Genomic DNA, 24026 nt, shown 5'->3' with positions numbered 1-24026 from the left:
CGTCCTTTCACGAATGTCGGCCTCAGTCGGCCTTCAGCTCAGGTGGGTACAGGAAGTAGTTGGCGGCCGAGGCGGCCTGGGCGCCCTCGTGCACGGCGGCGGTCACCTGGTGGGAGTGCAGCGCGGTGACGTCGCCCGCGGCGTAGACGCCGGGCACCGAGGTCTTCTGCTCCGAGTCGACGTCGATCCACCCGCTGGGAGCCAGCCGCACACCGAGCTGCCTGGCGAGGCCGGTCTCCGGCGTCGCGCCCTGGATGCTGAACAGCGAGTCCAGCTCCAGCCGGCGCCCACCCCGGGTGAGGACCGCGGTCATCATGCCCTCGACGCCCTCCACCTCGTGGATGTGGTCGTCGATGACCTCGATGTTGGCGTTGTCGAGCCGCTTGCGGAACTTCGGCTCGATCTCGTTGGAGTGGCTGTTGGTCAACAGCCGGATCTGGTCGGTGAGGCTGTGCAGTTGCATCGCCTCGCCGGCCGCCGCGTTGGTGTGCCCGACCACGAGGATGTTGCGGCCCCGGTTCTCGTACCCGTCGCACGTGATGCACCAGAACATGCTGCGGCCGACGTAGTCCTCCCACCCCGGGAAGTGCGGGAAGTGGTCCAGGACTCCGGTGGCCAGCACCACGACCCGCCCGTGCCAGCTGTGCCCGCCCTGCCCGGTCGCGGTGAAGCCCCGCTCGCCGTCCCCCTCGAGGTGCGAGATGACGTGGTGGGCGAAGGTGATCTGCGGGTACGGCTCAAGCTGGCGCCGCGCCAGCTCACGCAGGCCGATGGTCGCGATCCCGTCGGGGAAGCCGAGGTAGTTGCGGTTCTTCTGGTGATGGGTGGAACGACCGTGCCCGGTGTCGAAGACCAGCACGCTGCGGTTGTAGCGCGCGAGGTAGAGGGCGGCGGAGAGCCCCGCCGGCCCGCCGCCGACAACCAGCGCATCGGCGTTGCCGCCCCGGGGGGCGTGGTCGGGGGTGGTCAATGTGCTTCCTCCGGGTCTGAATTGGCGACGGACCGACCCGACGGCGCGGGCGGCCAGGATGGCCCGCATTTCCGGTCACGGTGGGGTCGCGTCACAGCCCTGAGCACGATGGCCGGGCGGTGGCCCGTAACACAACGTCACCGACTCCGGACTGAGGGCACGAGCCGAGCTTTGCATACGGATTCATCTTCAAACGTCCCCCGGGAAGGTCGTGACGCACTTCGTCAAGTTCTCGCGTACGATGCGTCAGGTCATCCGCACGAACCGGCAGGACGGGCGAGCGGCGGCCGGGGCCGCGCGACGACCGACCGGGTACGCACCAAAGTGGACGGCGGCGCCCTCACCCAAGGTGACCCCCGAATTGATCGCTCTGCGTCAGGACGGCAGATCATGAAGGTTTCATGTCAATTTGATTAACTGCTCTTTGTCAATGGGACTATTCAACCGTCAAAATATCAGCCATTCTTCAGAGAGTCTTATGGCGTGTATCAGGAGCCCGGTCGGTCGATTTCCGTCGACTGATCAGACAGTCAGTTTCTGCGAAAGAATGAACGAGACTCAGCCGTTCGTCGTGGCAGTCACTGCCACTATGCGGATCCCGCAGCGTGACTCCGACAGCGTGGAATCCCCCAGCAAATAGGAAAAATGTCCCCACCGGTCGGGTCACACCCCCCGCCACCTGCGTCAACGTACTGTCACCGAAGGTGACGTCTACTTGACTGCGGTGATCGTCGAGGCCCTCGAACCGCTGGCCGGCGGCCCAGGTGAAAGCATATCTTCCATCGCGATCATTCCTCTTCATTCCTGACAGAGACGCCAATCCAACACAGTCACCACATCGGACAGACCTAGCCAGCCCCTACAACGACTCGGCATAATCTTCCACGGGAGTCAATTTTCGGGGGTAGGCAAAGTGACCGATTCGTTGCAATCATTCACCTCAGCCGGCCAGAAGGACTTTAAGGAGTTCTGTGGAGACGTGTTCGCCACCCTAGGCCGCACCGACCAGCGACAGGCCGCCGAGACGTACCTCTACGGGTTGCTCAACTGCCAGGGTCGCAAGTCGATCAGGCGGCTCGTCGCCACCGCCCCCGGGCGCAGCGAGCAGTCCCTCCAGCAGTTCATCAACCAGAGCCCATGGGATCCGGAGCCGATCCGCCAGCGCCTGCTGGCCCACCTCGTCCGGCACCTCCAGCCCAGCGCCTGGACGATCGAGGAGATCCACTTTCCCAAGCACGGCCGCTATTCGGCCGGCGTCGACCGCCAGTACGTGCCGTTCCTGGGCCGCGTCTGCAACTGCCAGATGGCGATCGCGGTGACCCTGACCGCGGACAACGTGACCGTACCGATCAACTGGCGGCTCATCGTGCCGGAGTCCTGGGGGCGGGACGAGGACCGCCGGCTACGGGCCCGGATGCCCGACCACGAGCTGCCCCGCCCCTACTGGCAGTACCACATCGAGGTGCTCGACGACATGGCCCTGGAATGGGGCATGCCCGCGGCACCGGTGCTGGCCGACACGGCCCACCGGAGCAATGTGGAGCCCTTCCTGACCGGGCTCGAACTGCGCAACCAGCCCTACCTGGTGCAGCTCGGACCGACCCAACGGATGTGGTGCGAGTTGCCCGGACAGCGTCCCGGCCGGACCGGCCAGGGCACGGACGGGTCGTCGGCGGCCTGGCACGGCACGGCGAGCGACCTGGTGGCCCGCATCGGCAACCTGACCCGGGAGACGGTCGAGTGGCGTCACGAGCACAACAGCCTGATGCGTTCCCAGTTCCTCCGGATACCCATCCGGGCCACGGTCTCGGACGGCGTCGGGGGACGGCCACCGGGCGAGGCGCCGACCCGGGTGCTGCTGTGCGAGTGGCCGCTGGGCAAGTCCCGGCCGCGCGGTTTCTGGATCACCAACATGGCCGACAATTCGCTGCGGAGCCTGGTCGCGCTGGCCAAACAGCGTCTCCAGGCCCGTCCCCGACTGGAACAGTTCGCCGACCGGTTCGGCCTGCGTGACCACGAGGGCCGTACCTTCGCCGGCTGGCACCACCACGTGACGCTCACCAGCGCGGCGTACACGTACCAGCTTCTCACCGGCGAGGTGGAGGACGACGCCGACGGGCACAGCCCGGCCAGCGACTACGCGGTCTCCTGACCGACCCGCGCGACACGGCGCGCACGCGCGACCCGGCCCCGCCGGACGCCGGTCGCGCCGGGCCTGCTCGGCAGGCCCGGCGCGAGGGGTGTTCGCCGCCCGGGTGACAGGACACCAGGTGTCAGTACGGGCTCTGCATGTCGACGTCGTCGCCGACCGGACCGTAGACGAAGTTCCGCATCGAGGAGATGAAATCGGCGGGAAAGCCCCGCTGGATCCGGCTGACCTCGTCCAGCCGCCGCAGCGCCTCGGCGGGAAGCTGGACGTCCACCGCACCCAGGTTGTCGACGAGCTGGTCCAGCCGCCGGGCCCCGATGATCGGGTGGACCGTCGGATGCTCGGCCACCAGCCAGGCCAGCGCCACCTGCGAGGAGCTGACCCCCAGCTCGTCGGCGACCGCGTCCACCTCCCGGGCGATCCGTAGGTCCCGCTCCCCGACATCGGCGGCGTTCAGCCGGGTGTGGACGGTCGGCGTGGACCGGGTGAACTTGCCGGACAGCAGGCCGCGGGCCAGGGGCGACCAGGCGGTCACCCCCAGCCCCAGCCACTCGGCCATCGGCAGCAGCTCCCGCTCCGCGTCCCGCTCCAGGAGGCTGTACGGCAGCTGCACACCGACGAACGGGCTCCACCCGTGCCACTCGGCCAGGGTGTTGGCCCGGGAGATCACCCAGCCGGGGGTGTCGGAGATGCCGACGTACTGGATTTTTCCGGCGCGTACGGAATCGTCGAGCGCGCGCATCATCTCCTCGACCGGCGTCGCCGGATCCCAGATGTGCACCCACATCAGGTCGATCCGGTCGGTGTCGAGCCGTTCGAGACTCTGCTCGATCGAGCGGACCAGGTTCTTCCGGTGGTTGCCCGAGGCGTTCGGGTCGGTTCCGTCGCTGGACAACGTGTACTTCGTCGCCACCACGAACCGGTCTCGATCCGCCTTGATCAGCTCACCGACGATCCGCTCGCTCGCGCCCTCCGTGTACTTGTCCGCCGTGTCGATGACGTTGCCACCGGCCTCGGCATAGGCGGTGAACAGCTTCCGACACTCCTCGACCGGAGCACCCCAGCCCCAGTCCTCCCCGAAGGTCATCGTGCCCAGGATCATTTCCGAGACCCGCAGTCCGCTGCGGCCCAGCGTTCGGTACCTCACCGACAGCCTCTCCGTCCATTACGTTCAACACCTCGTCGTGACCGGATGAGACTACGCCTGCTACGCATCGTCAGGGTTACGCCGAGCCGCGCGCGAGCTCCGGCCGGGCCGCGGGTGCGTCCTCGTCCCGGTAGCCCTGGCTGACCTCCACCACCACGCCGTCCGGATCGGTCAGCCAGACACTGTGCCAACCGGCGATGAAGTCGTCGAAGTGCAGCGGCCCCAGCGACACCGGGATCTGGTCGCCCACCCGGTCGAGGAAGGCGGCCAGGTCGTCGGTCTGGAAGGCCAGGTGCCGGGCGATGCCCCGGTACGGCGGCCCGTCGCCCGTGACGTCCAGCGGGGACGCCTCCGGACCGTCGAACAGCTCCAGGTAGACGTCGCCCTGCCGGAGGAAGATGATCCGGCTGTCCCCGAGTTCCACCGTCCGGGCCCGCTCGAAGCCGAACCACCGGTGGTAGAACTCCTCGGTCACCCGCTGGTCCGCGCAGTTCAGCGCGACGTGTGACCAGCGCAGCCCGGGTGCCGGCGCCGTCACGACCGGCGCCGCTCGACGAGCCGGTCGATGATCTCCCGGGCGAACAGGTGGGCGTGCATCCCGGTACGGCCGGTGACCAGATCGTCCCCGTCGACCACGACGTCGGAGTCGACGTACTCGGCACCCATGTTGCGGACGTCGCCCACCAGGTTGTTGTGGCAGACGACCTTCCGGCCACGGATGGTCTCCGGGATCGGGGCCAGCAGCCAGAAGCCGTGGCAGATGATGCCCTTGAGCACCGACGGCTCGGCGAAGGCCCGCCGGACCAGATCCACCGCGGGGGCCAGCTGGTTGACGTCCTCGGTGTACCGCAGCCGGTCCGAGACCATGCCGGAGGGCACGATCACCGCGTCGTACGAGCGCAGCGTCTCGTCGTCGATGCCCTCGACGCTCTCGTGCGCGGTGAACGGCGCCCGCCACTCGTGGCCGCTGAACGTCAGCGACGGCTGGCCCCACAGGCGGCTGAGGAAATGGACCTCCGCGCCCTCCTCGGCGAACCGGCGCTGGTAGTAGTGGATCTCCGGCTCGAAGAAGTCGCTCTCCACCAGCACGGCGACCTTGGCCCCGGACAGCGGTCCCTCACGCAGCACGATGTCAGCCATCACGCGCCTCCTTGATCAGATCCGCGACCCGCTCGGCGATGGCCACGATCGCGGTGTGACAGTTGCCGGACGGAACGGCGGGCATGACGCTGGCGTCGACCACCCGGACGCCCTCGACACCGCGGACCCGCAGCGCCGGGTCGACCACGGCCAGGTCGTCGATGCCCATCCGGCACGAACCGGCCTGGTGGTGGTAGCAGTCGGCCCGGTTCCGGACGAACTGCTCCAGCTCACGGTCGGTGCGCACGTCCGGACCGGGCAGCAGCTCGCCCTTGAGCAGGCCCTTGAAGGTGGACGTGGCGAAGATGTCCCGGCTGAGCTTGACCGCCTGCACCATCCGCTCCAGGTCGGAGCGGTCGCCCAGGTAGTTCGGGTCGATCAGCGGCTTCTCGGCCGGGTCGGCCGAGGCGAGCCGGATGCTGCCCCGCGAGTTGGGCCGGACCACGCCGGGCAGGATCGACACCGCGTTCGGGTGCTGCTGCCCGACGATGATGTCGAACGGCACGTGTACGAACGCCATCTGCAGGTCGGGCGCGATCATCCCGGGCTGGGAGAGCGCGAACAGCGCCGACTCGGACAGGTTCTGCCGGCCCGGTGGCACCGGATCGACGGTCTCGGCGATCACGCCGGTGAGCACGTGGTTGTGGAAGTTCTCCCCCACCCCCGGCAGGTCGGCCACCACGGGCAGGTCGAAACCGCGCAGTTGCTCGGCGCCGCCCAGGCCGGACAGCAGCAGCAGCTTCGGCGACTCGATGGCGCCCAGGCAGACCAGCACCTCCCGGGTGGCGCGTACCTCCCGGTCACCCGGCTCGGCCGGGTCGATCCCCGGCAGCCGCCGGCCCTCGCCGGTGGCCTCGGCCGGTGCCTCCTGCCGGTAGTTCACCCCGACGCAGCGGCTGCCCTCGAAGACCAGCCGCCGGGCGTAGGCGTCGGTGCGTACCGTCAGGTTCGGCCGGGCCAGCGCCGGTTCCAGGAACGACACCAGCGCGCCCCGCCGCTTGCCGTCCTTGACGTCGATGTGGTGCCAGCCGGCGCCGATCATCTCCGGGCCGTTGAAGTCGGTGACCTCACGGTGCCCGAGTTCCTTGCAGGCGTCGATGAAGACCCGGGACATCGGGTTGGCGTCCGGGCCGCCGGCGTTCGTCACCACCTGCGGACCGGTGGTGCCGATCCGCGGGTCGGTCACGTCCTCCTGCGCCTCCAGCTTGCTGAAGTACGGCAGCAGGTCGTCGTAGGACCAGCCGGCGGCGCCCTGGTAGGCCCAGTTGTCGAAGTCCGACCGGTGCCCCCGGATGTGCATCATGATGTAGAGGTTGCTGCTGCCGCCCGGCAGCTTTCCCCGGGGCTCGTAGACCCGGCGCCCGCCGAGGGCCGGCTGGGGCACCGTCTGGTAACCCCAGTCGACCGGGCTGCCGAGCAGCGTGTACCACAACGGGGCGGCGTCCACATTGGCCGGTATGAAGCTGCCACCGGCCTCCAGCACCAGCACCCGGATGTCCGGGTCCTCGGTGAGCCGGTTGGCCAGCACCGACCCGGCGGTGCCGCCGCCGACGATGACGTAGTCGTACTCCTCGACGCTCACGACTGGCCTCCGTCGGTGGCGGCACCGGACAGGACCGCGCGGAAGGGCACCGTGTCATGGAAGTTGGCCATGTACGTGATCAGCCCACCGGTGACCCGGAAGTAGTTCGCCACATCCGCCTCGATCCGGCCCCCACTGGGAGTGACCGCCGAGATGTGGGAGACCACCGCCGCCTGGTCGCCGTCGACCACCACGTGCCGGGGCCGGTTGGCGAAGCTCGCGTACATCTCCGGGAAGCCCTTCATCATCGAACGCAGGGTTTCCCGGCCGGTCACGTGGCCGGCGAGCTGCTCGTCCATCACCTGATCAGCGTCGAACAGGTCGCACCAGGCGTCCCAGCTACCGGCGTTGGCGAGCTCGTAGTACCTGTTCACAACTTCCCTGGTGTCCATCGGTGCCCCTCCGCGTATATGTGGGCCGGTTTCAGACCCCGACGCGGGTGGCGTCGGTGCCCAACTGCGACCAGAACTGGTTGAACAGGGTGGTGCCGTCGCCGAAGATCGCGCCGCGACCCTCGATGACCTTGTCGTCGCGCCACCGCAGCAGGTGGACCACGTCGATCTCCAGCCGGTCGTACGGCGAGGTGCTGCCGTCCCGGGCCGAGGAGCGGGTGCCGACGTTGTAGGACACGTCGGCCGACCACTCGTCGGCGAGGAGGATGGCGGACCGCGTCATCACGAAGCTGCCGCCGGAGAGCTTCCCGACCCGCTCCATGAAGGCGAAGAACCCGTCGAGGCCCTCCCACCAGCCGGCCAGCTGGTGGTTGCCCGGAACCAGCCACCGCATGTCCTCGGCCCAGTACCGCTCGATCTCCTGCCGGTTTCCGGTGGCCAGCGCCTGGTACGCGGCCTCCACCAGCTCCGTGGTGACGGCCATCTCAGGCCACCGCGGCGGAGAGGCGCTCGCCGACACCCTTGAGCTGGAAGCGCGACCACATGTACCGGTCCACGCCGTGCTGGTCGGCGGTGTGCACCTGGACGGTCTTGATCCGGCCGTCCTGGACGCCGTACGAGGTGCAGGTCGGGAACAGGTACTCCTGGCCCTCGGAGTTGCCGTGGCCGTGGTGCTTCTCCACGACGGTGCCGTCGTCCAGCTCACCGAAGTGGACGTCGTCGACGGTGATCCCGGCCTGGAAGAGGTCGCCGAAGAAGGCGATGACCTCGTCGGCGCCCTTCATCACCCCGGACAGCGGGTGGTGACCGGGCATCGCCCAGGTGATCTCCGAGTGGAAGATGTCGGACTTGATCTTGTCCATGTCACCGTTGCCGAAGTACTCGTACATCTTGAGTACGAGATCCGTGTTGGACATGACTCCTCCTTCGTCGTACCGCTCCTGGGCGGTCCAGGAGCGGCGGTTGCCGCGTTCCGACGCCCGGCGAAGGCCGGACGCCGGTGGTCAGAGCGACGCCGAGCCGGGCATCGGCTGGAGGGCGTCGACGGTGTACGTCTTGATCAGCGGGCTGCCGTCGGCACCGGGCACGACCTCCCAGGTCTGGTAGGCGTCGAAGCCCAGCCACACGCTCTTCGGCGCCGGCGGGTTCCAGATGGTCGCCTGCCAGTTCACGACCACCTTGACGGTGGCCCGCGTCTCGGACAGGTCGGTGAACTCGACCGAGGTGACCGTGTGCACCTCGTCGAAGAAGCGGTTGGTGACCGCCTTGTACCAGTCGGCGAAGCCGGCGTGGCCGCGCGCGGTGGCCTCGGGGAACCGCATCTCCAGGCCGTCGTCGACCAGGTAGCGCAGCGCCTCGTCGAGGTCGACGTGCCGGTCCAGCGCGACGTACCAGTCGGCCACCATGGCCCGGACCGCCTGTTCGGTGAAGCTCATCTCATCCCTCCTGGATGGGTGGGTGGGGTGCGGCCGGCCGGGAGCCGACCCTCAGGGCCGCACCGTGTCGTCGGTCAGCAGGTCGATCAGGAACGGCCGGGTGGTGGTGAGCATCCGCTCGACCGCCTCGGCCACCTGGTCCGGCTTGTCCACCCGCATCCCGTCCGCGCCGAAGGACCGCGCCAGCCCGACGAAGTCGACCTCCGGGTGGGACAGGTCGAACGAGTGCGGGAACGGGTGGTTCGGGATCTCGCGCTCGGTCCAGTACTGCTCGATGTTCAGGTTCAGCAGCTCGTACCGGTGGTTGTTGCAGACCACGAACGAGGCCGGCGCGTTGTGCCGGACCGCCGTCCACAGTGCCTGGTACGTGTAGAGGCTTCCGCCGTCGCCGCTGAAGCTGACCACCGGTCGATCCGGGTGGGCGAGCTTCATCCCGACCGCGCCGGGGATGCCGACCCCGAGCGAGCCACCGCGGGTCAGGAAGTAGTGTCCGGGCCGCGCGGGTTGCAGGTGCTTCACCACGTACGGCGAGGCGGTCAGCGCCTCGTCGAACACCATCAGGTCCTCCGGCGCCCGCCGGGCCAGCTCGGCCAGGAAGACGTCGATCAACCTGTCCCCGGGCTCCTCGGCGCCGCGCTCGGCGCTGCGCCGCTCGATCCGGGCCCGGGCCGCCGCGTCCTGCTCCGGGGTACGCAGCCGGTCCAGCGTGTCGGCCAACGCGGCCAGCGTCGGCTTCGGGTCGGCCACCAGCCCCAGGGTCACCGGGTGGTTCTTGGCGATCTCGTAGTCGTCCAGATCGACGTGGACGATCCGGGCGTCCGGGTGGAACGGGCTGGTCAGATCCGGGAAGACCTCCGGGAAGACGTACGTCCCGACGATCAGCACCGTGTCCGCCTCGGCCACCGCGGCGCGGCTGACCGGGCCGAACATGTGCCCCAGCGGGCCCCGGGTCAGCGGATGCGCCGCCGGCATGTGCGCCTCGGACGAGTCGACGAACCAGACGTCGGCACCGAGCTTCTCGGCCACCCGGAGCAGCTCCGGTTCGGCGCCCGACACCGAGACACCGTCGCCGACCAGCAGCAACGGGCGCTCGGCCCCGGCCAGCAGCGCGCCGGCCCGGGCGATCAGCTCCGGCACCGGACGGACCCGGGTGTCGGGGATGACCGTGGGGATCACCGGTTCGTCGTTGAGGGCGTCCAGCACGTCCATCGGCAGCGCCACGAAGACCGGACCCCGGGGCGGGGTCATCGCGATCTTGATGGCCCGGCGCAGCACCCGCAGCAGCGAGCGGTGGTCCACCACCCGGGTCGCCCACTTCGTCACCGGGCGCGCCATCGACACCAGATCCGCCGCCATCTGGGCGTCCATGGCGTCGTACGCCACGCCGGACTCACCGGCCACCACCACCAGCGGAGCGTGGCCCCGCTTGGACTGGTACATCATGCCGATGCCGTTGCCGAGCCCGACGCCGCTGTGCAGTTGCAGCACCGCGGGTCCGCCGGTGGCCCGGGCGTACCCGTCGGCGATGCCGGCCGCCACGGTCTCCTGCAGGGTCAGGATGTAGTGGAAATCGGGGAATTGCTCCAGCGCATCGAGAAAGCCCTGCTCGACGGTGCCCGGATTACCGAACATATGCGTGATACCGTCGGCGAGGAACTGCTCGATTATCGCCTCTCTACCTGGCCTGGGCACGATGTACACCTCTCTTACCAGCCGTAGCGGCGAAGACCGTCTTCCAGCATGGCGACCATTTTCTCGCCAGTGCGGAACGAGTCCGGAGTCGACCGTCCGGTGACGAACGGGTAATCCACGACAACCGAGATCTCCCGGCCGAAGTTTCCGTGGTAAGCGCCATCGGGACCGGTGGCGTCGCGCAGGATGTACTCCAGCGGATACGGCGGCGGACCCATGTTGAAGTCCGTGTTCAGGAACCCGGTGCCATCCTTGTAGTCGTATTCCTTACAGTGCCCGGTCACGTTCTTGCCCCACAGGATGCTCTGCCGGTACTCCCATTCGCGGGCGAACGCCAGGCAGGCGACGCCGTAGCACTCGGCGCCGATCACCTTGTCGCTGCGCAGGAACGCCAGGATCAGGTCGTGCACCCGGCCGTTGTTGGCCAGGTCCACGATCGGGCCGCTGCCGCCGACGATCAGGATGCCGTCGTACTCGGCGATCTCGCCCTCGAGCTGGTCGCCCACCGTGCGGTTGTACGCCTCGAGCTTGCGCAGGTAGTCGTCGTCACTGGTATAGGGCCGCGTGGGCAACCAGTCGGCGAGGCTGATCGGATTCGCCAGGCGGTCGGACTCGTCCACCTCGCGGGCGAGTTTCGCCACCTCCTGGCTCACCACGCTCCGGCCGAGCGGCGGGTCGAGGAAATCGGGTTCGAGACTCGGCGGCAGGGCCCGGGGACGATGGCCGTTCGGCGTCGCGAACACGACCTCGTAACCGCGCTCGTCAAATGCACTGAGCGGGCCGACGAGTTCCTCACCCCAGTACCCGTATTCGGATAGCACCACGAGGATTTTCTTGGTCACCACGACTCCTCGGTCCGCAGGATTCAGCGACACTGACCCCGGAATGGGCCGGTCGGTTTTGGTAACCGAATACTGCGGGCCCGGCCGCCGGGCAGTCAACGACCGCAAAAGGTGCCCGCCGTACGCCACGGGGTGCGCGGGCAATCTTCGTCAAGTCACCGTGGTGACTAACCGGGTCACCGTCAAAAAACGGCTGTGACGTCTTCACGACCGCCTCGATGAGCGGTCGAGGGCGCCCGTGTGGCGTACTCCGTCAGGTTGGGGTGGACACTTCGGCACATCGGGCGGCGTGGTAGGTCGAGGACGAAGATTTCCGGCACGACGCACCATTGAGCGGTACCTACGCAGGGGGGTTCCGATGCCACAATCTCATTCATGACCGAGGCCCCCGCCAACCACGCCGAGCCGCCACGCCCGGTGTCGCCCTTCGAACTCTTCTTCGACCTGGTCTTCGTCTTCTCGCTCACCCGGGTCACCGAGCTCATCCTCGAGCATCCCAACGCGGCCGGCGTCGGACGCGGCCTGCTGGTGCTGGCCCTGCTGTGGTGGACCTGGGGCGCGTACGCCTGGCTCACCAACGCCGTACGGACGGACACGGTCGCCTCCCGCGCGGTCGTGCTGGCCGCGATGGGGTCGATGTTGATGGTCGCGGTGGCGGTGCCCCAGGCGAGCGGACGGGACGCGTTGGCCTTCGCCATCGGCTACTTCGTGGTCCGCGCGCTGCACCTGGTGCTGTTCGCCGTGGCCGGCGGCGCCAACCGGGCCGCCATCCTGCGCCTGGCCCCCGGCAACATGGCCGCGGCGATACTGCTGATCATCGGCGTGTTCGTGCCGTCCGGGATCCAGGTGGTGCTCTGGGGCCTGGCCGTGCTGATCGACTACGGCACCCCGCTGATCACCGGCGTCGGCGGCTTCACCGTCCACGCCGGGCACTTCTTCGAGCGGCACGGGCTGTTCATGATCATCGCCCTCGGCGAGTCGGTGGTGGCCATCGGCGCCGGCATCCTGCACGCCAAGGAGGCCATCACCCCGTTGCTCGCCGCGACCATCCTGCTGGCACTGGCCGCGATCGGCGGTCTGTGGTGGGCCTACTTCGACTGGGAGGCCGGGCTCAACGAGCAGGTCCTGGCCCGCGCCTTCGGCCCGGTCCGCGCGCACCTGGCCCGCGACCTGTTCAGCTACCTGCACCTACCACTGGTGGCCGGGATCGTGCTGGTGGCGGTCGGGCTGACCGGCGTGATGGAGCACCCGACGCACCCCCTGCACGGCGTCTATCCGATCGGCCTCGGTGGTGGTGCCGCGATCTTCCTGCTCGGCCTCAGCGCGGTCAGCGGCCGGCGCGGTCACCGTCCCCGGCTCGACCACCTGATCGGCGGGCTGATCTGCCTGGCGCTCATCCCGGTCGCCGAGGTGGTTCCCGCCGCGGTGGCCCTGGTGCTGATCGACGCCGTCCTGCTGGTGGTCGCCTTCGTCGACCGCACCCGCAGCCACGGCGCAGCCGGAATGGAACTGCCCCTCGCCACCTGACCGGACCGCCACCGCCACCGCCACCGCCAGTTGGCGGTCGGCGGTCGAGGGCCGGCAGCCGGCCCCCGGTTGCCGAGGGCTGGTTGGCGGTGGCCGTGGCGGTGGCGGTGGCGGTGGCGCGACGGTCTCGACGGCGGTGGCCCGGCCGGGCGGATGGTCCCGGGCCGCCTGCCGATCCGGCGGCGGTGACTCAGGGCGGTGCGGCGCCGCCGGCGCGGCGCAGGACGCGGAGTTGATCGGTGTGCGCAGGCAGGTGGACCCGTTCGTGGATGTCCAGCACCCGGCCCCACGGCAGTGACCCGTCGACGACGATCCGATCGCCATCGCGCAGGTGTGTCTCCACGGGCGTGTCGGCGGTGTCGGCATCCAGCCGCGCCACCAGCGCGCACAGCCGTTCGCTGCTGGCCCGGAGCCGGTCGGTCAGCACGGCCAGATCGCCGCACTCGGCCACCAGCGCGGTCACCTGCGGCGTACGCACGGCGTCGTGGTCGTAGTACGCCCACGGAGCGCCGGACAGCACCGCCTCGGTCGCCGCGACCAGCAGGTCATCGTTCAGCGTCAGGTGCGCCACCACCTGCTCGGCGCTCCAGTCACCCCGGGGTGGCGGCCCGAAACCGCCGGCCGCCACCTCGGTCAGCAGCACCTCGTACGCCCCGCGCAGCACCGCCGTGTCCATGCCGTCGAGCCTATGACCCGGCCACCTCATTGATCATGGAGTTCGGGCTACGAGGACAGCAGGGTTAGGAAGGGCCCCCTCCTATACCGAAAGCGACAAGAAGGGGCCCTTCCTTTCCGGCTCGTCAGGCCGCGCGCCGGCCGCGACCCCGGCGGGCCCGCAGGTAGTCGGCCACCACGTACCGGCCCAGGTCCTCGGGGTCGGGGGTGAGGACCCGACCGCCGCTGCGTCGGGCCACCGCGTCGACGAACCGGCGCAACCCCGGATCCTCGCCCAGCATGAACAGGTTGAGCGTCGTGCCGTACCGGGTCAGGTGATCCACCTCCACGACGGTGGCCTCGATGGTCTCCCGCAGCGGCGGCCAGTGGAAGATCGCCTCGCCGTCGTCCGGGTCGAGGTGCGCGGTCGGCTCGCCGTCGGTCACCACCAGCACCACCGGCTCGGAACCCGAGTGCCGGCGCAGGTGCCGGCCGGCCAGCCGCAGCGCGTGCTGGAGGTTGGTGCCCTGCACCATGTCCGGCTCGACCGCCGCCAGCTCCCGCTCGGTGAGCGGCATGGCGGTCGGCCCGAACCCGATGATCTGCAGCGCGTCCTGCGGGAACCGGGTGGCCACCAGATGCGACAGGGCCAGCGCCGTCTGCTTCATCGGCCCCCAACGTCCCTCGGAGACCATCGAGAACGACAGGTCGACGCAGAGCGCCACCGCGGCCGAGGTCCGCGCCTCGGTCTCCACCACCTCGAAATCCTCGACGTCGAGCTGGACCGGCACCCCCGGCCCACGCCGCCGGACCGCCCTGCCGATGGTCCGGACCACGTCCAGCGGCTGCTCGTCGCCGTACTCCCACTGCCGGGACGCCCCGGTGATCTCCCCGGCGGCCCCGGCGGAGCGCAGGTCGTGCTGGCCGCGCCGCCCGGCGGACAGTTCGGCGAAGACGGTCCGCAACGCGGTCCCACCGAGCCGTCGCAGCGCCTTCGGGCTCAGCGTCAGACCCTCGCCGGTCCGGCTCACCCAGCCCTGCCGGCGCAACTCCCGCTCCAGCTCCTGGAGCCGGCGTACGTCGTCCGCGGCGCCCCGGCCGAGGTTCCGCTGCACCGACTCGACATCGACGTCGTCCAGGGTGGCACCGGGATGTTCCTGACCCAACTGGTCGAGCAGATCGTCCAGGTCGGCGATCTCCCCGAGCGCGCCGGTGGCCTCCCCGTAGCCGAGCGGCTGGTCGCCCCGGACCCGCTCCCGCCGGCCCCAGCCGAGATCGGGACGCAACGAGCGCAGGTTGGCGTCCAGCGCCGCCATCTCGGCGGCCAGCCCGTCGCCGAGGGCCTGCGCCATCAACCCGGCAAGTTCCTCCCGCTGCTGCGGTGACAGCGACCGCATCAGCCGCTCCCCCGCCGCAGCCCGCCGGGCCAGCACGTCGACGAGTTCGTCCACCGACTCGGGTCGTTCCGGGAAGAACTCCCCGTGCCGGCGCATGAACTCGGCGAACGCGTCGGTGGTGTCCTCGCCCCGGCCGTGCCGCGCCAGCAGATCGTTCAGATCGTGCATCAGCTCGCCGAGCCGGCGCTGGGCGTTCGGATCGGTGGCCGAGGACTGCAGCGCGTCCCGCAACCCGGTGAACCGCTGCTCCAGCACCTCACCCCGGAGACCGTCGAGGATCTGCTGGTACGTCTGACGCGCCTCGTCACTGGCCCAGTCGTACGTCGACAACTCCTCGACGGCCCGCGCCGTGGACCGGGGCAGACTGTCCAGGACCGCCTCGTTGAACCGGGCCGCCTCGTCGTCCCGGCCCCGCAACTCGTCCCGCTCGGCGGCCAGCGCCTGGTCGAGCAGTGCCTGTGACCGGGTCACCGCGCCGTCGAGGTTGCCCCGCCGCATCGCCTCCCGGCGCAGCCGCCGGGCCCGGGACAGCAGGTCGTCCAGGCCGGCACCGCCGCGCGGGCCGCGCCGCAGCAGGTTGCGCAGCGCGTCCCGCAGGCTGCCGCCGGCCAGCACCTCGGCGCCGACCTCGTCGACGGCGGCCCGCACGTCGTACGGCGGGGCCAGCGGATCGGGGCCACCCCGCCAGGCCCCGTACCGGAACCGGTTGCCGGTCGCCACGATCAGCCCCGTCCCCCGGTGGATCGTCCGCCGGTGTCCCGGCCGCCGTAGCGGGTCCGGCCGTCGTCCGTGACATCCTTGGCCAACCGTCGGGTCAGATGCAGCCCTTCCAGCACGAACTCGATTCCGGCGGCGGCCTCGCCCGGCGTCGGCGCGTCACCCAGGCCGAGCCGTTCGAGCACCTTGGCCAGGCCCGGCACCGTGCCAACCTGCCGCAGCAGGTCCGCCGCGCCGACCAGCTCGCCGGTCTCCACCACCTCACCCTCGGCGACCAGCCCGGTGAACCCGGACAGGTCCAGACCGGACAGCCGGGCCCGGAACGTCTCGGCGGTGGCCGTCCGCAGCAGATGGGCCAGGATCTCGATCTCCCGGCCCTCCTCGTTCGCCTCGAACTCGACCTTGCCCCGCAGCGTGCTGGTCACCGAGACGGCATCCCCGACCCGCGCCACGGCTGAAAGGAAGGGCCCCTTGTTATCGCTTCCGGTAGAGGAAGGGTCCCCGGTTAACGCTTCGGACTCGGCGGCCGCCGTACCGGTCAACAGGCCCTCCCGGCGCAGCGCGGCGGCGGCGACGGTCTCGGCGGCGGCGATGGCGAACCGGGCGGACACCCCGGACCGGGCGTCCACCGAGGGCGACTCGCGGACCCCGCGGGCGAACCGGGCCAGCACCTCCAGCACGTGTCCCGGCACCTCGGCGACCAACTCGGCCTCCTGCTGGATCAGCGCGATCTCCAGCTCCAGGTCGAGCGGGTAGTGGGTACGGATCTCGGCCCCGAACCGGTCCTTGAGCGGACTGATGATCCGGCCGCGGTTGGTGTAGTCCTCCGGGTTGGCGCTGGCCACCAGCAGCAGGTCCAGCGGCAACCGCAGTTGGTAGCCGCGGACCTGGATGTCCCGCTCCTCCAGCACGTTGAGCAGGGCCACCTGGATCCGCTCGGCCAGGTCGGGCAACTCGTTGACCGCGAAGATGCCCCGGTTCGTCCGCGGGACCAGACCGAAGTGGATCGTTTCGGGGTCACCGAGGGTCCGGCCCTGGGCGATCCGGATCGGGTCGACATCGCCGATCAGGTCACCCACGCTGGTGTCCGGGGTGGCGAGCTTCTCGCCGTACCGCATGGAGCGGTGCAGCCAGGAGATCGACAGGTCGTCCCCCGCCTCGGCCACCGCGGTGATCGCGGCCGGGGTGACCGGATGCATCGGGTGTTCGTTGAGCGGTGAGCCCGGCAGCACCGGGGTCCACTCGTCGAGCAACTGGCCGAGGCTGCGGATCAGCCGGGTCTTGCCCTGGCCGCGCTCGCCGAGCAGCACCATGTCGTGCCCGGCCAGCAGCGCCCGCTCGACCTCGGGCAGCACGGTGTCCTCGTAGCCGACGATGCCCGGGAAACGCTCGGCGCCGGAGCGCATCCGGGACAGCAGGTTGTCCCGCAGCTCCTGCTTGACGGTCTTGTAGCGGTGTCCGGCGGCGCGTAGCTCGCCAAGGGTGGCCGGCAGCTCGGCCGGCGGCGCGTGGAAGGTCTCCGTCACCCCACCGACGCTAGCTCGCCGGCACTTCGAGTGCGTTACCTCCGACCGATACTGTCGGGTTAATAGGGGTCCCCTGCTATACAAAAGGCGATAATAGGGGGCCCTTCCTTTCATCGGTGGTCGGCGATGTACTGCTTCGGGTCCTTGTCGGCGAAGCGCAGCCCACGGCCCCGGGGGTGCTCGCCGTAGAACGTCAGCCACCGGGCGCCCAGCTCGGTCCGCAGCTCGGTGCCGGCGTGCCGGCGGAAGTCCGGCAGCGCGCCGTCCTCCTCCTCGGCCAGGTGCTCGCTGTTCTCGCTACGCGCCTGGCGAACCGCCTGCCACCAGCCGTCCGAGCCGACCGGGTGCCGTCGGGCCTCCTCGATCGCGTCCCGGATCTTGTTGTGGTCCCGGATCGCGTCGTCGGTCTCGTCCTCGCCGTCGTCACCGTGCTTGACCAGGTGCGGGTAGAGGATCGTCTCCTCGGCCTCCGCGTGGATGTCCAGGTGCAGCGCCAGATCGTCCCAGATCGCCCGCAGCTCGGCCTCGTCCCGGGCGTCGTCGAGGCGGGCGAAGCCGACCCGGAACGCGTGGTGGTCGTCGAGGATCAGCGCGGTGATGTCGTCCATGCGGGACCTACCCCTTCGGTCGAGAACGGCTGCCCCGACGCTACCCCGGAAGGAAGGGCCCCCTGCTATCGCTTCCGGTAGAGGAAGGGGCCCCGCTTAACGCACCCGACTCCGGCGGGAGCGGCAGCGACGGGGCCCCGCTGTGACGCGCGCGGCTCCGACGGGGTCCGTCACCGACCGGTGGGGATTCGCGCACCTGGCGTGATCGCGGTACGCCGGGGTATGCATGCCACATGGGGGCGAGCTTCCGGCTGGGCCGGATCGCCGGCGTACCGGTCGGCGTCAACTGGAGCGTGGTGGTCATCTTCGGCCTCCTCGTCTGGGGCCTGGCGGGCGTGCAGTTCCCCCGGGCCTACCCCGGACACCCCGGCTGGGCGTACGCGCTGGCCGGGGTCGCCGCGGCGGTGGTGTTCCTCCTGGGGCTGCTGGCCCACGAGGTGTCACATGCCGTGATCGCCAGGCGCAACGGAATCGAGGTGCAGGGCATCACACTGTGGTTGTTCGGTGGGGTGGCGCAGTTGCGCGGAGAGGCCCGTACCCCCGGTGCCGAGTTGCGGATCGCCGGCGTCGGCCCGTTGGTCAGCCTGCTGGTCGCGGGCGTGTTCGGCGCCGTCGCCGGTGGACTGGCCGCCACCGACCAACGTGGCCTGGTGTTCGGGGCGTTCGCCTGGCTCGCCGGGATCAACCTGATCCTCGCGGTCTTCAACGTGCTGCCGGCGGCACCCCTGGACGGTGGCCGGCTGCTGCGCGCCGCGCTGTGGCGCTGGCGCGGCGACCGGACCTGGGCGGCGATCGCGGCGGCCCGCGCCGGGCGGGTGCTCGGCGCCCTGCTGATCGCGGTCGGGCTGTGGCAGTTCGTCACCGGTGCCGCGCTCGGGGCCCTCTGGCTGGCGCTGATCGGCTGGTTCCTGGTGGGTGCGGCGGTCGCCGAGGAGCGGCAGGTCCGGGTGGGCGGGGCGCTGTCCGGGGTACGGGTGTCGGAGGTGATGACCGGCCAGCCCCAGTCGGTGACCCCGGACGTGACGGTCGCCGACTTCGTGGACCATTACCTGTGGGCGTACCGGCACTCGGCGCTGCCTCTGGTCGTCGACGGCCGTCCGGTCGGCCTGGTCACCCTGGACCGGGTCCGCGGGGTGCCGGCCGACCAGCGCTCCGGTACGACGCTGGGCGCGGTCTCCTGCCCCCGGGACGAACTGGTGCTGGCCCGGCCGGACGAACCGCTGCTGGAGCTGCTGCCCCGGCTCAACCAGTGCGCCGACGGCCGCGCCCTGGTGGTGGTGGACGACCAGCTCGTCGGCATCGTGTCGCCCAGCGACATCAGCCGGGCGGCCCAGCGCGGTGCGCTACGGAGTTGACCAACGCCGGGCGCGGCTGCGCGGGTCAGTTGCCGACCCGGTCGAAGGAGTGCCGGATGTAGACCAGATGCCCGACGAAGCTGAGCAGCACCACCAGCACGCCGATCGGGACCGCCGCCAACCCGGGCGCGCCGAGCACCGGGCCGAGCAGCAGGATGGCGGCCAGCCCGAGCAGCAGGGAGTCGATCGCGCCGATCAGGGCGGCGCTCGTGTACGGCATCTCCCGCCATCGTCCGGTGCTGTGCGAACCGGTGATTTCCCAGGCCGCCTTTCCCCCTTCGACGACCGCGTCGGCGAAGAATTCCGTGCCCTGCGCGAAGTGCCGGTGATAGTACGCCCGGATCTCGCGCAGCCGTACGAGATTGATGTAGTTCTCCACACTGGTCTCCACCAGCCGGACGAAGGTGAGCCAGCCGAGCGCGATCAGGCTCGGCAGGGCGGCACCGAGGTAGGGGGCGATCAGGGTGCTCCGGCCGGCCGCGAAACCCAACCCGATCAGTGCGGCCGAGACGGTGGAGAGAAAGATCGTGGCCCGGCCCACCGACTCGGAGATGGTGGCCCCGCGGCTGGTCTGCAGCACGAAGTGCTCGGTGGTCAACGCGGTGAGCAGCGCCTGCTCACGCTCCTTCTCCTCCACCCCGCCTCCCAGGCCGATCCGTGTGCGCCAACACTATGGGAGAGAATTCCGTGATGGGCCGGAAATCCACCGATAAGGCCGCTCGATAGACGTCAGGCACCGGATGCGCCCTGGGACCCGAAACATCGACGGCCTTGCCTGGGTGGGATAGACAGGCCTTATGCGACGAATCCTGGCTCTGACCGCCACCGTCGTGGCGGCACTGATCGGCCCTGCCGGGCCGGCGTGGGCGGGCCCAGCCGAGCCCCGGGTGGCGGCCGAATCCACCACGCCGGCCGTACCCGCCACGGCGTCGGCGTCCACAACGGGTTCCCCGTCCACCGTGGTGGCCAGGTCCACCACGGGGTCCGACCCGACCTCGGGGTCCGCGTCGGTCAGAACCCTGCCGCCCGGTTGGACGATCAGGGACGGCAGGCTGACCTGGACCGCCCCCCGCCCGGTTCCGACGGGCGACGCCCGGGTCGAGTTCTACTCCGGCGACACGCTGCTTGGTCAGGCCCGGCCGGCGAAGGATCGGCGTACGTTCCAGTTGGAGTTGCCTGGCCGGCTCACCGACCTGCGGGTCCGGGCCGGCGGCCGGCGCCTGGACGCGCCGGCGACGCCGGCGCGGCGCGACCGTCCCACCCCGGTAATGCCTCCGGCGCAACCACCGGCCGGGATCGACCCGGGCGTCCCGGGCCGGTACAGCACGATCACCGGCGAGTATTCGCTGCCCGAGGTGAAACTGCCGGACCTTCCGGCGCCGGTGGAGATGCGCGCCGTCGTCGTCGCGCCGGTCGACGCGGCCGGCCCCCGGCCACTCGCCCTGTTCCTGCACGGACGGCATGACACGTGCTTCGACGGACCCGACCCGGCCGGAGCGACAGTTGACTGGCCGTGCCCGCCGGGAACCGAGCCGATACCCAGCTACCGGGGTTACCTCCAGGCGCAGCGGCTGCTCGCCTCACAGGGCTACCTCACCGTCTCGATCTCGGCGAACGGCATCAACGGACAGGACGGCTACCTCATCGACGGCGGCGCCCAGGCCCGCTCGTCGCTCGTCCGGCTGCACCTCGCGAACTGGGCCGACTGGGCCGGCCAGCCAGGCCGGGCGGCCCAGCCAGACCAGACGGACCGGGCAGGTCAGACCGACCGAGCAGGCCAGACCGACCGGACCCGGCAGACCAGTCAGGACCGCGGCGCCGCCCCGGCTATCGTCCGGGCCGCGCCACCGGCGGACATGTCGAGGGTGTTCCTGATGGGACACTCCCGAGGCGGTGAGGGGGTCAGCCGCGCCGCCCTGGACAGCCTCAACCCACCGCCGGCGGGTCTGGACGGGTATCCCGGCCGGGTTCGGTGGAGCATTCGCGGCCTGCTGCTGATCGGACCGACGAGCTTCGGCCAGGACCCGGCGCCGGACGTACCCTCGGCGAGCGTGCTGCCGGGCTGTGACGGCGACGTCTCCGACCTGGAGGGTCAGCTGTACGTGGACGCCACCCGCGGGGTGGGTGGCGGCCGGGCGCTGCACAGCGCGCTCTACGTCATCGGCGCCAACCACAACTTCTTCAACACCGAGTGGACCCCGGGTCAGGCGGTCGCGCCGGCGATGGACGACTTCGACTACCGCGGCGTGGACGACCCGCTGTGTTCGGCCGGCCAGCCGACCCGGCTGACCCCCACCCAACAGCAGAACGTCGGAGCCACGTACATCGCGACGGCGGCTCGGTTGTTCGTGGCCGGCGACGACCGGGCCCGTCCGCTACTGGACGGCAGCGGGGTACGGGCCCCGTCGGCCGACCCGGCGCGGGTACTGAGCCACGCGATCGGCGGGGCCCGTACCCCGGCGATCATCCCCGATCCCTCGCTGGCGGTGACCAACGGCCGGATCTGTGCCGAGGTCACCGACGTCGCCTCGACGGCGTGCCTGGTCCACGACAGGTACGTCGAGCCCTCGCCGCACTTCGTCGGGTTCCGCGGCATGGTCGCCGAGGCCGGACGGTACGCCGTGCTGCTGGACGGCGCCGGCACGACGACGATCCGACCGGCCCGGCCGGTGTCAGTGGGTACGGCACGGTCGCTCGCCCTGCGGCTGATCGTGCCGCCCAACTCGACCGGCAACCGCTTCGGAGTCGCCGTGGTGGACACCCGTGGACAGCGGACCCGCCTCGGCGACGTCCGGGTCGACGGTCTGCCCGGGACGGACGCCACGGCGTCGTACTGGGCGCAGGAGGTACGGGTGCCGGTGCCGCGCCCGCTGGGCGCCATCGCCCGGCTGGAACTCGTCCGCACGGGCGGGACCGGGCCGGCATGGCTGGTCGACGCCTGGGGTTGGCGGCCTGGCACCCCGGCGCCGCTGCCGGCGGCGCTGCCCCGGATCGACATCGGCCTGCTCACCACGGACGAGGGCGACGCGGGCACCCGGACCTACCAGGTGCCGGTGACCGTGCGGGGTCGCGGCGTCGGAAAGATCCGGATGTTCCTCATCGATCCGTCCACGTACGCGGCCCGGAGTTGGGTCGTCGACATCAGGCCGGACACGAGGACGTTCACCGTGCCGGTCGAGGTCACCGGCAACACCCGCTATGGCACCGACAGGCACTACGACCTGTCCGCCAAGGCGTTGCGCGGCACGATGATCGGCTGGTACAGCGGTGGTGTCCAGGCCCGCAACGACGATCCGGCACCGACCCTCGCCTTCACCCCGGCCACGGCGACCGCGACCGAGGGCGCCGTGCTGACCTGGACCGTGCGGCTGTCCGCGCCGGTCGATGACTACCTCGTCCTGATGTTCGAGCCACGGGCGCCGGCCGCCGGGCCGGAGTTGTCCACCACCGACCTCGACCCGGAGTTCTTCACCACGGCCAGCGGGGAGGACCCGGAGCCGTCCCGGCCACTCTCGCAGACCAGACTGACGCTGTACGGCCTGGTCGAACCGGGCGACGTCACGACCGACCTGATGCTCCTGCCGACCGTGACCGACGGGCTGGTCGAGGAGGCCGAGCACGTCCAGTTCCAGGGGTACGCGTTCCTGAGCGATTTCCGCGACCCCCCGATCCCGCTCGGCATGATCGGCGGGACCGTGACGGACGGTTGACCCCGCTGCCGGACCTCGTGGTGTCGGCACGCCGAGACGGCATGGAACGGTCCGGACTGCGATCGGCTGTGGGGAAGTGCCTGGACTTCGGGTCCGGACACTTCCCCACAGCCTCTTTTCGGTCAATCCCACCGATCAGTCAATTCTGTGTCAAATTCCGAGGATCGCGCCACAGCAATGGATTGCTGGTCGCTATCGTCCATGGACAGGAAATGCCAGGTCAGGGCCGTAACCCTCAGCTATCACCCGGTGGCACTCCGTCTTGACCAGCCCTTCCGGCTGGGTTAGCATCGGCCGAACCTAGCGCTATATCGCGGAAGATCAATCGGCGGAATTTGGATGACGATCTCGCCGCATCCGCGTTTACTGTCCGCGTTTCTCGGGGGAGAAAATGCAGGAAAGCGCCGAAAAGGTCGTCGAACGAGCCATCGACGCGATGCGTCAGAACTTCGCAGAGCAATTGACGGTAGACGATATGGCACGGGTGGCCATGTTCAGTAAGTTCCACTTCACCCGGATCTTTCAGAAGACCACGGGTGTCTCGCCGGCCCGGTTCCTGTCCGCGATCCGGATCCAGGAGGCGAAACGGCTGCTCACCACGACCCGGCTCAACGTGACCGACATCAGTATCCGGGTCGGCTACAACAGCGTCGGCACCTTCAGCACCCGCTTCACCAGGAGCGTCGGGCTGTCGCCCACGGTCTACCGGCAGCTGGGCGGCCGCACCCGGCAGATACCGGCGCAGCGGGCGTCCGCGACCGGACGCGGCACCCTCTGCGGCCGGGTGAACGCCCCCGGCCGGGGCCCGGCACCCGAGCTGATCTTCATCGGGCAGTTCCAGCACCGGATTCCGGAGGGCCGCCCGTTACGCTGCACGATTCTCGACGGGCCCGGCCACTTCATGTTCACCGACATCCCCGACGGCATGTCGTACCTGCTGTGCTACTCGCTGCCGGGCGACCTGCTACGGCTCCAGCAGAGCGTGATGGTGGCGAACGCCGGACCGTTGACCTTCCGCGGACGACAGTTCATCGACGTGGACGTACACCTGAAACCGGCGTCGAAGTTGGACCCGCCGGCCCTGCTGGCCCTGCTGGACAACCGCGACACCGGTCGCGGCCATGACGCCCGCTGAACCGCCGCCGGCCGAGCCGGAAGCGGCCGGGGGCCGGAGGTGGCCCG

Annotated in this window: 21 protein-coding genes; 5 read left to right on the top strand and 16 right to left on the bottom strand. The window is 70.1% G+C overall.

Annotated elements, in window-relative coordinates; genetic code table 11:
• Positions 1-22: 22 nt before the first annotated feature.
• The gene (locus tag ACXN5W_RS22820; RefSeq protein ID WP_473160390.1) at positions 23-970 is read right to left on the bottom strand and encodes an NAD(P)/FAD-dependent oxidoreductase; all 948 of its coding nucleotides are present in this window, start codon (positions 968-970) and stop codon (positions 23-25) included.
• Between the two features lie 979 nt (positions 971-1949).
• On the opposite strand from ACXN5W_RS22820, the gene ACXN5W_RS22815 reads away from it, so the two are divergent.
• Positions 1950-3122: an IS701 family transposase gene (locus ACXN5W_RS22815; RefSeq protein ID WP_473160389.1), complete on the top strand. Its 1173-nt coding sequence runs from the start codon at positions 1950-1952 to the stop codon at positions 3120-3122.
• A gap of 121 nt (positions 3123-3243) precedes the next feature.
• On the opposite strand, the gene ACXN5W_RS22810 is transcribed toward ACXN5W_RS22815, so the two are convergent.
• From ACXN5W_RS22810 to ACXN5W_RS22765, 10 genes are all read right to left on the bottom strand, one after another.
• Positions 3244-4266 carry an aldo/keto reductase gene (locus ACXN5W_RS22810; RefSeq protein WP_473160388.1) on the bottom strand — a complete coding sequence of 341 codons (1023 nt, stop codon included), beginning with the start codon at positions 4264-4266 and terminating at the stop codon, positions 3244-3246.
• A gap of 76 nt (positions 4267-4342) precedes the next feature.
• A complete protein-coding gene (locus tag ACXN5W_RS22805; RefSeq protein ID WP_473160387.1) occupies positions 4343-4804 on the bottom strand; it encodes a VOC family protein in 462 nt (153 codons plus the stop codon).
• Positions 4801-5406, bottom strand: a complete 606-nt coding sequence (locus ACXN5W_RS22800) for a DJ-1/PfpI family protein (RefSeq protein ID WP_473160386.1) — start codon at positions 5404-5406, stop codon at positions 4801-4803. Before ACXN5W_RS22800 ends, ACXN5W_RS22805 begins: the two co-directional genes overlap by 4 nt.
• Entirely contained in the window at positions 5399-6988 is a 1590-nt protein-coding gene (locus ACXN5W_RS22795) for a GMC family oxidoreductase (protein ID WP_473160385.1), read from the bottom strand. Before ACXN5W_RS22795 ends, ACXN5W_RS22800 begins: the two co-directional genes overlap by 8 nt.
• Positions 6985-7380 carry a nuclear transport factor 2 family protein gene (locus tag ACXN5W_RS22790; RefSeq protein ID WP_473160384.1) on the bottom strand — a complete coding sequence of 132 codons (396 nt, stop codon included), beginning with the start codon at positions 7378-7380 and terminating at the stop codon, positions 6985-6987. Before ACXN5W_RS22790 ends, ACXN5W_RS22795 begins: the two co-directional genes overlap by 4 nt.
• 31 nt (positions 7381-7411) lie before the next feature.
• Complete coding sequence (locus ACXN5W_RS22785) at positions 7412-7864, bottom strand: nuclear transport factor 2 family protein (RefSeq protein WP_473160383.1); 453 nt, start codon at positions 7862-7864, stop codon at positions 7412-7414.
• Between the two features lies 1 nt (position 7865).
• Positions 7866-8297: a nuclear transport factor 2 family protein gene (locus tag ACXN5W_RS22780; RefSeq protein ID WP_473160382.1), complete on the bottom strand. Its 432-nt coding sequence runs from the start codon at positions 8295-8297 to the stop codon at positions 7866-7868.
• Between the two features lie 87 nt (positions 8298-8384).
• Positions 8385-8816 (bottom strand): Cif family virulence factor, encoded by a 432-nt coding sequence (locus ACXN5W_RS22775; RefSeq protein ID WP_473160381.1) that lies wholly within the window; start codon positions 8814-8816, stop codon positions 8385-8387.
• A gap of 51 nt (positions 8817-8867) precedes the next feature.
• Entirely contained in the window at positions 8868-10508 is a 1641-nt protein-coding gene (locus ACXN5W_RS22770) for a thiamine pyrophosphate-binding protein (RefSeq protein ID WP_473160380.1), read from the bottom strand.
• A gap of 14 nt (positions 10509-10522) precedes the next feature.
• On the bottom strand, positions 10523-11350 hold the full coding sequence (locus ACXN5W_RS22765; protein ID WP_473160379.1) for a type 1 glutamine amidotransferase domain-containing protein: 828 nt from the start codon (positions 11348-11350) through the stop codon (positions 10523-10525).
• Positions 11351-11725: 375 nt separating this feature from the next.
• On the opposite strand from ACXN5W_RS22765, the gene ACXN5W_RS22760 reads away from it, so the two are divergent.
• On the top strand, positions 11726-12877 hold the full coding sequence (locus ACXN5W_RS22760) for a low temperature requirement protein A (RefSeq protein ID WP_473160378.1): 1152 nt from the start codon (positions 11726-11728) through the stop codon (positions 12875-12877).
• Between the two features lie 190 nt (positions 12878-13067).
• Here ACXN5W_RS22760 and ACXN5W_RS22755 read toward each other — a convergent pair whose 3' ends face one another.
• From ACXN5W_RS22755 to ACXN5W_RS22740, 4 genes are all read right to left on the bottom strand, one after another.
• Complete coding sequence (locus ACXN5W_RS22755; protein WP_473160377.1) at positions 13068-13553, bottom strand: DinB family protein; 486 nt, start codon at positions 13551-13553, stop codon at positions 13068-13070.
• A 124-nt stretch (positions 13554-13677) separates the two neighbouring features.
• Positions 13678-15648: a vWA domain-containing protein gene (locus ACXN5W_RS22750; protein ID WP_473160376.1), complete on the bottom strand. Its 1971-nt coding sequence runs from the start codon at positions 15646-15648 to the stop codon at positions 13678-13680.
• Between the two features lie 2 nt (positions 15649-15650).
• The gene (locus ACXN5W_RS22745) at positions 15651-17171 is read right to left on the bottom strand and encodes a magnesium chelatase (RefSeq protein ID WP_473160375.1); all 1521 of its coding nucleotides are present in this window, start codon (positions 17169-17171) and stop codon (positions 15651-15653) included.
• A 110-nt stretch (positions 17172-17281) separates the two neighbouring features.
• Entirely contained in the window at positions 17282-17779 is a 498-nt protein-coding gene (locus ACXN5W_RS22740) for a hemerythrin domain-containing protein (protein ID WP_473160374.1), read from the bottom strand.
• Between the two features lie 233 nt (positions 17780-18012).
• Here ACXN5W_RS22740 and ACXN5W_RS22735 point away from each other — a divergent pair, with 233 nt between their 5' ends.
• Positions 18013-19134: a site-2 protease family protein gene (locus ACXN5W_RS22735; RefSeq protein WP_473160373.1), complete on the top strand. Its 1122-nt coding sequence runs from the start codon at positions 18013-18015 to the stop codon at positions 19132-19134.
• Positions 19135-19159: 25 nt separating this feature from the next.
• Here the strand turns inward: ACXN5W_RS22735 and ACXN5W_RS22730 are convergent, their stop codons facing one another.
• Positions 19160-19771, bottom strand: a complete 612-nt coding sequence (locus tag ACXN5W_RS22730; protein WP_473160372.1) for a hypothetical protein — start codon at positions 19769-19771, stop codon at positions 19160-19162.
• 160 nt (positions 19772-19931) lie between these two features.
• On the opposite strand from ACXN5W_RS22730, the gene ACXN5W_RS22725 reads away from it, so the two are divergent.
• Together ACXN5W_RS22725 and ACXN5W_RS22720 are read left to right on the top strand one after the other, a co-directional pair.
• Positions 19932-22844, top strand: a complete 2913-nt coding sequence (locus ACXN5W_RS22725) for a hypothetical protein (RefSeq protein WP_473160371.1) — start codon at positions 19932-19934, stop codon at positions 22842-22844.
• Positions 22845-23280: 436 nt separating this feature from the next.
• Entirely contained in the window at positions 23281-23979 is a 699-nt protein-coding gene (locus tag ACXN5W_RS22720) for a helix-turn-helix domain-containing protein (protein WP_473160397.1), read from the top strand.
• The last annotated feature ends 47 nt before the right edge of the window (positions 23980-24026 follow it).

The sequence above is a fragment of the Plantactinospora sp. A48 genome, assembly GCF_055793945.1.
This window is presented reverse-complemented; position numbering and strand designations above follow the sequence as displayed.